The sequence below is a fragment of the Pseudoduganella buxea genome (assembly GCF_009720835.1).
GTDB lineage: Bacteria > Pseudomonadota > Gammaproteobacteria > Burkholderiales > Burkholderiaceae_D > Rugamonas > Rugamonas buxea.
In genome coordinates this window covers 1-12,207 of record NZ_WNKZ01000008.1, presented here as the reverse complement: position 1 = coordinate 12,207, position 12,207 = coordinate 1, and the positions used below count along the sequence as shown (strand labels likewise).

General features: G+C 65.5%; 12 protein-coding genes. 1 reads left to right on the top strand and 11 read right to left on the bottom strand.

The genetic code is table 11. The features are described from left to right. Window positions 1-10 precede the first annotated feature (10 nt). Entirely contained in the window at window positions 11-934 is a 924-nt protein-coding gene (locus GM672_RS04775) for a DMT family transporter (RefSeq protein ID WP_155469465.1), read from the top strand. Between the two features lie 84 nt (window positions 935-1,018). Here GM672_RS04775 and GM672_RS28885 read toward each other — a convergent pair whose 3' ends face one another. The 11 genes from GM672_RS28885 to GM672_RS28235 form a co-directional block, all read right to left on the bottom strand. Further along, on the bottom strand, window positions 1,019-1,873 hold the full coding sequence (locus GM672_RS28885; protein ID WP_211517331.1) for a BON domain-containing protein: 855 nt from the start codon (window positions 1,871-1,873) through the stop codon (window positions 1,019-1,021). Window positions 1,874-1,981: 108 nt separating this feature from the next. Then, complete coding sequence (locus GM672_RS04765) at window positions 1,982-2,680, bottom strand: hypothetical protein (RefSeq protein ID WP_155469387.1); 699 nt, start codon at window positions 2,678-2,680, stop codon at window positions 1,982-1,984. 178 nt (window positions 2,681-2,858) lie between these two features. Continuing rightward, window positions 2,859-4,616: a methyl-accepting chemotaxis protein gene (locus GM672_RS04760; protein ID WP_155469386.1), complete on the bottom strand. Its 1,758-nt coding sequence runs from the start codon at window positions 4,614-4,616 to the stop codon at window positions 2,859-2,861. 151 nt (window positions 4,617-4,767) lie between these two features. After that, complete coding sequence (locus tag GM672_RS04755) at window positions 4,768-6,480, bottom strand: DUF8614 domain-containing protein (RefSeq protein WP_155469385.1); 1,713 nt, start codon at window positions 6,478-6,480, stop codon at window positions 4,768-4,770. Between the two features lie 77 nt (window positions 6,481-6,557). After that, complete coding sequence (locus GM672_RS04750; RefSeq protein WP_155469384.1) at window positions 6,558-8,138, bottom strand: chemotaxis protein CheW; 1,581 nt, start codon at window positions 8,136-8,138, stop codon at window positions 6,558-6,560. Window positions 8,139-8,148: 10 nt separating this feature from the next. After that, complete coding sequence (locus GM672_RS04745; protein WP_155469383.1) at window positions 8,149-9,846, bottom strand: methyl-accepting chemotaxis protein; 1,698 nt, start codon at window positions 9,844-9,846, stop codon at window positions 8,149-8,151. A 315-nt stretch (window positions 9,847-10,161) separates the two neighbouring features. Next, a complete protein-coding gene (locus tag GM672_RS04740; RefSeq protein WP_211517330.1) occupies window positions 10,162-10,383 on the bottom strand; it encodes an RHS repeat domain-containing protein in 222 nt (73 codons plus the stop codon). A 114-nt stretch (window positions 10,384-10,497) separates the two neighbouring features. Next, window positions 10,498-10,995, bottom strand: coding sequence for a type II secretion system protein (locus tag GM672_RS04735; RefSeq protein ID WP_155469382.1), 498 nt, complete (start codon window positions 10,993-10,995; stop codon window positions 10,498-10,500). Then, window positions 10,995-11,387, bottom strand: a complete 393-nt coding sequence (locus tag GM672_RS04730) for a type II secretion system protein (protein WP_155469381.1) — start codon at window positions 11,385-11,387, stop codon at window positions 10,995-10,997. Before GM672_RS04730 ends, GM672_RS04735 begins: the two co-directional genes overlap by 1 nt. Further along, the gene (locus GM672_RS04725; RefSeq protein WP_155469380.1) at window positions 11,362-11,844 is read right to left on the bottom strand and encodes a type II secretion system protein; all 483 of its coding nucleotides are present in this window, start codon (window positions 11,842-11,844) and stop codon (window positions 11,362-11,364) included. The genes GM672_RS04730 and GM672_RS04725 overlap by 26 nt, the downstream gene beginning before the upstream one ends. Then, window positions 11,841-12,207: hypothetical protein (locus tag GM672_RS28235; protein WP_170299934.1), on the bottom strand; the 367-nt coding region annotated here is incomplete at its 5' end. The genes GM672_RS28235 and GM672_RS04725, both read right to left, overlap by 4 nt.

Genomic DNA, 12,207 nt, shown 5'->3' with positions numbered 1-12,207 from the left:
AAATGACATGATGAACAATTCGGATTACTTTCGGCTGCTGCTGCTGGGCGCCATCTGGGGAGCGAGCTTCCTGTTCATGAAAATAGCTGCGCCAGCCCTGGGAGCGATTTCGACCGCTTTTTTCAGGGTATTGTTGGGTACCATTGGCCTGGCCCTGATCCTCGCCGTCCTGAAAACCCGTCGTGATTTTAACGGGAAATTTTCGTCCACGCTGCTGCTGGGGGTGATCAATTCAGGCGTGCCGTTCCTGATGTATGGCCTCGCGGCAAAGCTGCTGCCGGCCGGGTACTCTGCCATATTCAATGCCACGACGCCGTTGATGGGCGTGCTGATCGGATGCTTGTTCTTTCAAGAGCAAATCACCGTCAAGAAGGCGCTCGGCGTGGCAATAGGCATCGGCGGCGTCGTCCTGCTGACGGCGACCGGTCCCGTGGCGTTCAACTTGTCCGTGGTCCTTGGCGCCCTGGCATGCCTGGTCGCCACATCCTGCTACGGCGCCGCCGGCTTCCTGACGAAGCGCTGGATCACGGAGCGCGGTGGGCTGGATGCAAAGCTGGTGGCCTTCGGCAGCCAGATCGGCGCGACCATGTTCCTGGCACCCTGCCTTGCGGGGTCGGCGGCAATGTCGTCCCAGGCGTGGGGAGACCTGAATGTATGGCTGGCACTGGCCGCACTGGGCCTGATCTGTACCGCCTGGGGATATATCCTGTATTTCCGGCTGATCGCGGATATCGGTCCCCTTCGTTCACTGACGGTAACGTTCCTGATCCCGCCATTCGGCGTGTTGTGGGGCAAGCTGTTCCTTGGCGAACAGGTAACCCTGGCCCATCTTGCCGGCGGTACACTGATTGCCGTGGCGCTCCACCTGGTGTTGAGCCGCTCGAAACGTGCTGCGGCATTCCCCGAGGCGGGAATAAAGCGTTCTGACGCATGAAGTTGGGCCGCAAACGCCAGCCCGCCCAGGCGACGGCAAAAAAAAGACCCGCCGAGGCGGGTCTCTCACTACGATGCAGTGCGATTATTTCTTGACCTGGATCGACGATTTCACGTCGGCCACGCCCTTGACGCCACGGGCCAGTTCGACCGCGCGGTCCGCTTCGGCTTTCGACGGCACGAAACCGCTCAGCATGACGACACCCTTCTGGGTTTCGACGTGCACGTCCATGGCTTTCACGGTCCTGTCGGCGGCCATGTCGGCCTTGACCTTGGCGGTGATCATCGTATCGGACATGGCAGCCGAGGCGGCGACATCCGAGGTTTTCTCACGGGCCGATTGGGCCATGTCCGACGTCTTTTCCTTGGCGGTCTGGGCGGCGGCCGCCGTCTTGTCGCCCAGGCGGTCGGCAGCGGCGGCAGTCTTGTCGCCCATGCGGTCCGCGGCGGCAGCGGTACGGTCGCGCGCGTCGGCGGCATTGGCCGCTACGGTGCCGCGGTCGGCGTTCGGTACCAGCACGGCGGTGCGGCCATCACCGGCCGTGCCGGCGGTGCCCAGCGAGGCCAGGGTGCTGGCCTTGGTGCTGCGGGCCTGGTTCTGGCAGGAATCCTTGGCGTCGCCGCTCAGGTCGTCGCATTTTTCCTTGGCCAGTTCGTACTCGGCATCGGCCAGCTTGCGGTTGGCCTTGTCGAGGTCGCGCGGCGTGTTCTTGTACTGGGCAATGGCTTCGCGCTCGGCACGGGCACGCGCCACCTTGGCTTCTTCCTCGCAGACGTCCTGTGCATTGTCCTTCAGGGACTTGCACTGGTTCTTGGCGGTCTTGTAGTCGGCTTCGGCCTTGTTGTGCGCCTGCTTGTAGCCGGCGGTATCCATGTTCTGGGCGAAGGCAATGCTTGCGCTGGCTGCGGTAGCCAGGGTGAACAGTACGATTTTTTTCATGTTAGTCCCCTTAGGATGGTTGGCAAACACATTAGACCCTGTCGAGACAGTTCGTTCTGTGCGCCGCCGTACACATTTGGGGACTGGCGAATGCTTGTTGTTTTGTCGTCACTCGCCGTGCAGCAGGCCGGCGCTCCACACGGGCGCCACCTGCTCGAATGGCGTGCCGGCACCGGCGAAGACGGCGCCCTGCCCGGCCAGTCTCAGCCACGTGCGCGTGTCGTGCGACGTATGCGTATGCGGTTGGGCGTCGCGCACCTTTTGCAGCCAGGCATGCACGCGGCCATACTCGGCCGGGTGGCTGCGCTGGATCCATGCCAGCGCCACCAGGTCGGAGTAGCCCTCCTCGCGGCGGGTTTCGCGCTGCTGCTTCGACAGTTCCAGCAGGGCCGGATCGTCGGCCTGTTCCGTGCCCATTTCCGTGAATCCGGCCGGCAGCGCGTGCCAGCTGCCCTGCACGATGCGCCAGCAGTGGCCCACTTCATGGGCCGCCATCGCTTCGATCAGCACGTCGCGCTGGACGTCCGGCACGCCGTCGAGAATGGTTTCGGCCTGCGGGTTGCCCCGCATCGACAGCACCAGCTTGCAGCGCCCGTCGGCCATGCCCATGGCCAGCGGCACGTCGTTCGGTCCCGCCTGGGGCTGGACGATGATGTCGATCGGCAGGTCCACGGACTTGGCATATGCCAGCACGGGTGCTGCAGCATTGAGCCAGCGGGTTTCGACGGGCGTCAGCTGGGCGGCGGAGACAGGCAGCGCGGCGGCAGTGGCGGCGGCAAGCAGCAAGGACGGCAGGATTTTCAACATGGCGAACTCCGGGTACGAGAATTCACTATACATGCCGTGCGGCAATTTATTACACCGTCAGGCCGGCTGTTACAAAATATTCCCTTGAAGAAATTTCCATTTTTCGGAAAAAATAAGGCCGGGCACCAGTCGCGGGCGACCGGCCTTCAAGGGCTGCGGGGGTAAAGCGGTGGAGGATTCAGAACTCTTCCCAGGACTCATCCGGCGCCACACGGGCGTTGACGGTCTGGCGGGCCGCCTGGCGGACCGGCGCGGGGGACGCGGGCGGTACCGGCGGCGTGGCAACGGCACTGGTGCGTGTCTTGCGCGGGGCCGTCCTGGTCTTCGGGCGCGCGTCGCGCAAGCGCAACATGGGCGCGGGGGCCTGCTCTGCCAGCTTGAACACGGCCACTACGCCGGCCAGGGTGCCGGCCTCGTCCTGCAGCGACGAGGCGGCGGCGGCAGCCTGCTCGACCAGCGCCGCGTTCTGCTGCACCACCTGGTCCATCTCGGCGATGGCCGAGTTGACCTGTTCGATGCCGGCCGTCTGCTCGATGCTGGCGGTGGAGATTTCGCCCATGATGTCGGTCACGCGGCGCACGCTGTCGACGATCTCGGCCATCGTGGCGCCGGCCTGGTCGACCAGGCGGGCACCTGCATCGACCCGTTCCACGGAATCGTCGATCAGCGTCTTGATCTCGCGGGCGGCGGCTGCCGAGCGCTGGGCCAGGTTGCGCACTTCCGTCGCCACGACGGCGAAGCCGCGGCCCTGTTCGCCGGCACGGGCCGCTTCCACGGCGGCGTTCAGGGCCAGGATATTGGTCTGGAAGGCAATGCTGTCGATGACGCCGATGATGTCGACGATCTTCTTCGACGACTGGTTGATCGAGGCCATCGTGTCGACCACCTCGGCCACGACGGTGCCGCCCTTGGTGGCCACTTCGGACGCGGACAGCGCCAGTTGGTTGGCCTGGCGGGCGTGATCCGAGTTCTGCTTGACGGTGCCCGTCAACTGCTCCATCGACGACGCGGTCTGCTCGATATTGCCGGCCTGCGTGGCCGTGCGGCTGGACAGGTCGTGGTTGCCGGCGGCGATCTCGCGCGAGGCCGTGGCGATGGTCTCCGTGCCCTGGCGTACCTGCGTGACGATATTGACGAGGCTGTCACGCATGCCGCGCATGGCAAACAGCAGGCTGGCGTCGTCGCCCGGGCGCGTGTCGATCTGCACGGCCAGGTTGCCGGCCGCGATCGAGGCGACGATGGACGACGCATAGGCCGGCTCGCCGCCCAGCTGCGTGAGCAGGCTGCGGCCGATGCCCCACGCAGCGGCCGTGCCGATGGCGATGGCACTGACGCCCAGCAAAATCATGAAGAAGGTGAAGTTGTGGGCCACGGCGCGGGCCGCGGCGGCTTCCTCGGTGGCCGATTTTTCTTCCAGGTCGATCAGCCGGTTGATGGCGGCCAGCCAGGCCACGAAGGCCGGCGCCGCCTGCTGCTGCAGCAGCGCCGTGGCTTCGGGCACCTTGCCGGCCTGGCGCAGCGCGATGACCTGATCGACCAGACCCTGCGTGGTGGCCTCGGCGGCCTTGATGCCGGCCAGCGCCTCGCGCTCGGCCGGCAAGGTGTCGGACCGGCCCGCCAGCAGCTGGTCGAGCGGCCCGGCGGCACGGGCGTAGTTCGCCGCCAAGGTGGCGATGGTGTCGGTATGGGGCTTGATGTCCTGCGACAGCACGACGTCCCGCAGGGCAATGGCGCGGTCGTGCACGCTGCCGCGGAAATTGATGGCGTGACGCTGCTTGACCTGCGTCACGTCCGAGATGTTATTGAGGATGGCGTCGATCTGGCCGACCCGGACCATGCCGAGCCCCGTGACGACGATCAATAGCAGGAAAACCAGGCCGAAGCCGGCGAAAAGGCGGCTGCGGATGCTGCCGGTGAATACGCTGCGAATGCCCATATGTGCTCCTGAAACCGTTGTAGTACGGCAAGGAGGTCACAGTAGCACGGCACTACGACGATTTCCGTAGAGCATCAACGAAAGTGGATGAAGTATTGCTTTGCGCCAAAGATTGCGCGCCTTCATCCCCTGTTTTCGTTGTTTTCCCGTTTTAGCGGGCCAGCAGTGCGTCCGCCGTCGGGAACGACGGACGGATATCGTTCGGCACCGCCTTCATCTTGTTCAGCGCCTTCTGCACTTCCGGACGGATGACGACGTACTTCGTCATCATGGCCTTGGCGCGGGCATAGTCGCCCGTGGCCTCGATGGTGAGGAACTCGCGGTCCAGGTCCATCACGGCCTGCTTGATCTTGGCGAAGTTGACGGAGAAGGTGCCGTCGCGATGGGCGACGAAGGCGCCCTTGTCGAGCAGGTAGTTGACCTGGATGGCCATGCCGCGCGCGTGCGAGTCCGTCAGGCCGAAGTGCAGGGTGCGGAAGGCCGATGCCAGGAAGGTCGTGTGCAGCTTGCGCTCGGCCGCCTCGCCCTGCCCCAGCGTATCCTTCAGGTAGCCCTGCTCCATCATGTACATCAGCACGAACAGGCCGGTGACGTCCGCTTTCGCTTCCTCGATGGTGGCGTAGGCATCCTTCAGGTCCTGGCGCGGCGTCGATTCGACGCCGTTGCGGCTGGTCTTGTGCGGGCCCAGGCCGTGTGTGATCTCATGGGCCAGGATGTGGGTGAAGAAGGCGTCGAAGTCGACGTCGGCACGGTCCTGCGGGCGCAGCACCAGTTGCGCGATCGGCGTCAAGGTGGCCTTGAACTTGGCTTCCTGCACGTTCTTCAGCATCACGCGCTTGGAGCCGCGCTGGCTGATGATGCGCTCGTCGTTCGGCAGATTGTAGGCGGCCGTCTGCACGCCCATATTGCCGTCACCGGCGCCGAAGACCTGGTTCACCACCACCATCGGTGCCACCGCGCCCACTTTCGGGTTGCGGTACTGCTTGTCCAGCGGCAGGTTGTCTTCCAGCTCCTGCATGTGCTTGGCGAAGAAGTTCAGCTTTTCCGTTTCCTTCTGGTCGCGCAGGCTGACATAGGCCTCGAACGCCGCCTTGTAGCCGAACAGTTCATCGTTATACGTCTCGTAGGGGCCGATCGTCACGTCCACCGGCGAATCGAGGTCCATCCAGGCCAGGTCCGAGGCCAGGTAATCGTTGCTGAGGAAGGCATCGGCGCGCAGTTCGAGGAATTTCTTCAGCGACGCGTTGTCCGTGAAGGCGGCGGCTTCCTTCAGCAGGATGGACAGCTGGGTCAGCTCGGCCTTGTACTCGTCCGAATACTTGACGACCTGGAACTTGCCGTCCTTGTCCTGGCGGATCGTCGTGAAGAACCACTGGGCCTGCTGCTTGTCGGCGGCCGGCAGGCCGTTCATCCATTTTTCCAGCGCCGCCTTCTTGGCCGTTTCCGGATAGAAGTTCGCCCCTTCCGGCTTCTTGGCCGGAATCTTCAGCTTGCCGATCTGCGCCGGCAGGAAGGACTTGTTTCCGTCCAGGATGGACCACGGACCCTTGTTGAGCCAGAAATAGTCGGCCCGGGCCTGGCCCAGCGGAGAGTTGTCGTTCTGAAGCAGGCCCAGCAGCGTCTCGTTGCCGGACCAGCGCTGGCGCAGCTGCAGCATGTCGATGACCTTGGCCGCTTCGATCAGCTTGGCGATGGCACGGCGGTCCCCGGTGGACAACGCGCCCGCGTTGACGACCAGCTCGACCGGCGCGTAACGCTGCGTCATTTTGTTCAGTTGGGCGGCAGTCGCGGGGGCGGCGGCGGCGTGGCCGGCCGCGATGCTGGTGACGGCAGTGGCAACCAGCGCTACGAGAAGTTTTTTCATGGGGACCTGCGGTTCGGATAAAAAGGTCCACATTGTAAACCGCCGCGCCCGGCGCACGCTTTCCGCCGCAAGCGTCCTCAGGCGGCGCCGCCTTCCTGCCGTGCCAGCTTGGCGAAAAAGGTGCTGCAATCGAACAGGCTGCGCACGCTGCGAGCGTCGTCCGGGCCGTCGGTCTCCACCACTTCCGAGACGTCGGCACGCAGGTCGCAAGGATTGCCGTTCACGCGCAGCAGGCGTGGCGAAGGCCGCCGCGCGGCGGCGCACAAGGTCAGGATGCTGTCGACCCGGTCGACCATCAGCCCGTAGCGCTCGCCATTGCGCTCGAGCACGAGGATGCGCCGTTCGCCCGCCATCTCGCCGTCTTCCGGCGAGGCCGGCATGCCATACAGCCGGCGCGGGTCGATGACGGTGACGATTCGCTTGCGCAGGTTCATCAAGCCGTGTACGGAGGAATGGGCACCGGGCGGACGGGCCAGTGTATCGCCCACAGGCACGATTTCCAGCACCTGGCCGATATCGACGACCCAGTCGCAATCGAGCGTGAAGGCCAGCCACACCTGCCGCTGCGTCGCCCTCGTATCGCGCGCCGCCTCGGCCGCTTCGGCCTGGTACAGACGGCGATGCCCAGCGCACAGCTCGGCCAGCTCGGCCCCCGTGAAGATGGCGGCAGGATCGAGGAACAGCACGGCCGGCCCCGCCGGGCGCGCCAGGCAGCCACGGTACATGGCACCCCGCTGCGAGCCCAGCATGGGAATCGGCAGCACATCGGCCTCGTAGTAGCTGAGGATGGTGTCGACGGAATCGACGAGCAAGCCCAGCAGCTCAGTGCCGATCCGCACGATCAGCACGCGCCCCGTGCCGCCGCCGGCGGAGCCGGCCGCGCAGCCCATCAGCGCGCCGAACTCCACCACGCCCACCGCCTGGCCCCGGTGCTGGAACCAACCCTTGCACAGCTCGCCCAGCATGACGGAGTCGCGCAGTTCCGGGATGGCGATGATCTCCTGCACGCCATCCATCGGCAGCGCAAAGGCCGTGCCGCCAGCCGAGAAGCACAGGCATTTCAGGGCGTTGGCGCGGCGCAGCAGTCGCTCCCGCTCGGCCGCCCGCGTTAGCGCCACCATCGAGCGCACATAGGGCACGTTCTCCACGCTGGCCAGGGCCGCCACGTTCAGGATCTGCAACAGCCGCGCGTGCTGCGGCAGCAGGATCGTGCCGCACACGAGCGGCGTGTCCTGGCCGTTGCGGCAGGCCACGACGCTGCGCTGTTCGGGACGCACCCGCAGCACTTCGCCGGTGGCATCGAACACCAGGCCGACCAGCACGTCGTCATGGTCGAGGATGGCGATCTTCTGCGCGGGCCGGGCCGGGCCCGCTGCCGGATCGACGATGCGCGCCAGGTTCAGGATGGGAATGGCCATGCCGCGCAAGGTGAAGAAGCCTTCCAGGCACGCCGGCGACAGGGGGATGACGGTAACGGTGTCCGGATAGTTGACCACCTCGCGGATGGCGGCCGCCGGCAGGGCGAACTCGTCGCCTGCCAGCAGGAAGGTGCCGAACAGTTCCGGCCCCACGGCGGGGGCGATGGTGCCGGCCACGGTGCCGTCACTTGTCCTGTCGACTGCGATGGCGGCGGCCACGCCGGATTCCACGGTGTTCATGCCGGCCTGCTCAGACGGCGAAGCCGGAGACGGTCTGTTCCAGCTCGGCCGCGGTACGGTTCAGCGACTCCGTCGACTGGGCGATCGTGTCGCAGGAGCCGGACGATTTCTCCGTTTCCTCGGCAATATGGGCAATGGCCACGCTCACTTCGCGCGCCGTCAGCGACTGCTCGTTGACGGAATTCGAGATATTCGAGATCGCCAGCGAGGTGCGGCCCACGCCGGCGGAAATGCGGCCGAAGGCGTCGCTCGCTTCACGCGAGATTTCGCTGCCCGCCGCCACCCGCTTGACCGACTCGGCGATCAGCTTGGAGATTTCCTTGGTGGCCTGGGAAGAGCGTTCGGCCAGCTTGCGCACTTCGTCGGCCACGACGGAGAAGCCCAACCCGTGTTCGCCCGCCCGCGCCGCCTCGATGGCCGCATTGAAAGCCAGCATATTGGTCTGGCTGGCGATTTCGCCGATGACCTTGACGATTTCGCCGATGTCCTCGGACGACTGGTTGATCTGTGCCATCGAGTCGATCGAACGCGCCACCGCCTTTACGCCCACTTCCGCCTCGGCCTGGGTGGCCTGGGCCAGGTCGCTGGCCTGCTGCGCCTCGCGGGCAATGGTCGTGATCGATTCGGTCAAGCCGTCGACGGAGGCGTTCATCTGCTCCACCGTGGCACCCAGCGCCTGGGAGCCGCCGGCCAGCACGCTGGAGCGTTCGGCGATGGCGCCGGCCGAGCTCGACAGCTTGCCGGCCTCGGACACCACCTGGGCGATCACGCCGCGCAGGTCGCCGATCATCTTGGCGATGCCGCTGGCCAGCTGGTCGATGGGCTGGTCGCCGCCCGTGTCGATATTGACGGTGAGGTCGCCACGCGCAGCCCTTTCCACCTGTTGCAGCAAGGTTGCCACCTTCAGGCGCTCGGCCGTCGCCTTCTGCTCCACCAGCGCCTCCAGCAATACCTGCTCGGTGACGTCGGTGGCGAATTTCACGACCTTGTACGGCTTGCCCGTCAAATCCAGGATGGGATTATACGAAGCCTGGATCCATACAATCTTGCCGTTATTGCCAATACGCTTGTAACGACCGCAATCGAATTCGCCGCGGTTCAGTTTTTGCCAGAATTTCCGGTATTCTAGGCTGGTCGCATAATCGTCCTCGCAGAATACCCTGTGGTGTTCCCCGCGAATATCGGACAGCTCGTAGCCCATCACGGCAAGGAAATTCTCATTGGCGCTGATGACGTGGCCGCCCATGTCGAATTCGACGACGGCCTGGGATTTCTCCATCGCATTGACGAGGCCGGCATGCTCGTTGGCCCGGATTTTATATGCCGTGATATCGATGGCGAACTTGACCACCTTGTACAGGCGTCCGTCGGCATCGAAGACGGGATTGTAGGAAGCGTCGATCCACACATCGCGGCCGCCCTTGGCGAAACGCCGGTACTGGGCATGGTCTTCCTCGCCCCGCCCCAGCTTGGCCCAGAAATCCTGGTAGGCCTGCGAGCGCACGTAATCGGGCTCGCAGAACATCGAATGGTGCCGCCCCACCACTTCGTCCAGGCCATAACCCAGGGTGCGCAGGAAATTCTCGTTCGCATGCAGGACGGTGCCGTCCAGGTTGAATTCGATCAAAGCCTGGGCCTTGTCCAGCGCAATGGCGATGGCGCGCAGGTCTTCGTTCGTATGGGGCACGGCGGGATGGGCACTGTTCATATCGATCTCGTTAATGTTTCAAGAAATTTCACATCACCGGATGCCATGAGCGATCCGCTGCGATTGACGGAATTATTTTATCGTCAGGAAACGCAGGGCCGGCCGTTGCCGGCGCAATTAACGGGATAAATTCTGCCGGATGTTGCGGGACTCGAACACTCTGGCTCTTAAAAATAATCCTGGATTAACTAGTTATAAGAAGATAATGGACCGGCGCGGGTGCCGATTTTGCCGGAAGGGCAATGCGGCAATGCCGGGCCGCGGGCACCGCGGCCGGGGGTGGCAGGTCGTCGTGCGCGCCGGCCAGTCAGGCGATCAGGACGGCGCGCCCGTGACCGTCACCACCGTGCGATTGCCTGCGGCATCATAGGCATAGGTGATCACCACGCCGTTCGAATAGGTCGCCTTGCTCAGGCGGCCCAGCGTGTCGTAGGTGTAGGTCACCGATCCGGCCAGCGCGATGCTGGCGGCCGAGGCGGCAAGGACGGGAACGAGCATGCGAAACAGCGGCCTGCAGGCCGATTTGAGCGATCTCATGGGCTTCTCCTGGAAAAAATAGGGTGGACGATGCGGGGTGGAACAAGCGCAACGCCGTTCGATCATTCCATGGAACAGGGTCGCCCGCAGCTACCAGAATTCGTAGCACTGCCGCTACGGCACCGGCAGGAACACGGCCGGCAGTTCGCGCGTGCGGTGCGGCGCGTGCACGAACTGCCAGTCCGCATAACGGCGCTTGCCGTGGAAGGCATGGTTGGCCTCGTCGAAATTGGCCCGTTGCAGCGGCGCGCCGGCCGCGACGCTGTAGACCCCGGCGATGGCCTGGTCCGGCGTGCGCACCAGCCCCCAGGCCTGGCCGGAAACGGGATCGGCATACGGCCCGCGCAGGTGCCGCAGCGGCGGCGTGGTGCGGCGGTCTTCCAGCAACTCGTGCAATGCACGGGGAAACTGGCCGGCGCCGCCGGGCGTGTGCGCGTAATAACTGGCGATGGCTTGGCGGTACTGGCCGCCGACGAACAGCAAGGCCCGTTCGCGCTCGCGCTGTTCCTCGAGCGACCACAGGGTCGCCATGCCGGACAGCGCGACGCTGCCGATGGCTAGCACGAACAATACGGCCAGATAGGTGAAGCCCCGCTGCCCGCTGCCGCCCATCACCAGTCCCGGAACGGCACGCCGTCGTCGCCGCTGCCGGGCGCGCCGCTGCGGATGTCGCCAACCTGCCCCTTGGCCGGGCCGGCGGGCGCGACGACGATCCAGGTGTCGCTGCGGTTCGTCACGGGGTCGTCCGGTATCCGGCGCAGGTAGCGCCGCGCCACCAGCTCGTCGAGCGAGTCGGGGTAGCTGCCCTGGTCCGCGTGGAAGCGGTCGAGCGTACCGCGCAGTGTGGCCAGGTTTTCCCGCAGTACCGCGTGGCGCGATTTCTCGATGCTGCGAAAATAGCGCGGCGCGGCCAGCGACAGCAAGGTGCCGATGATGGCCAGCACCACCAGCAGTTCCAGGATCGTGAAGCCGGGCGGCCTACCAGGCCTTGTAGGGAATGCCATTGATGCCCTTTCCGTCACCGAGCGGATAGATATCGAACACGTCGCGCCCCGGCCTGGGCTGCTCGTGGGTGGATGCGTAGCTGCGCAGGCCCCAGGTTTTTTCCGGCGCCGTGTCCGGCCCCTGGTAGACGGGATTGCGCGGCACCCGGCGCAGGAAGCGCAGCTCGCCGCCGTTCGGGTCCTTCTGGTCGGGGACGCCGGTCAATTCGGCCAGGGAGCGCGGATAGCCGGATTCGCCCACCGCCCTGGCGATGCGGCCTTCGGCGCTGGCACGCTTGAAGGCGTCGATGGCGGCGCGCAGGTCGCGCAGGGTTTCCTTCAGTGCCTGTTCGCGCTCGCGCTGTACCAGCAGTTCGCCGGCCGGGACGGCGATGGCGCCCAGGATGCCGACCAGGGTGACCGTCACCAGCAGCTCGATGATGGTAAAGCCGCCGGCCGGGGCACGCCGCCCTTTCATGGCTGCACCGTGATGAGGTAGGGCGAGGCCGGCGCGGCCGGACCGGCCAGCCGTACCGAGGCCTGGCCGGCGGCGGCGGCGGGCGCGCGTAGCGTCAGCGACAGCAACTGGCCATTGACGGGCGCCGTCAGGTTGACGCCGGCCGTGCGGGTGCCCTGCTCGAACGTGACGGTGTTCGGACCGGCGTCGCTGCCGCCGCGCGCATCGAGCAGTTCCAGTCCGGCCACGTCCAGCCCCAGCGCGCCGGCCGGAAGCGGCGCGATGGCCCGCAGCGACAAGGTGAATTCGTCGCCCGGCTTGACCTGGTTCGGCCCGCTCCAGACGAACTGCGGCGCCACCGGCACGGCGGCGGGCGGCGCGGCC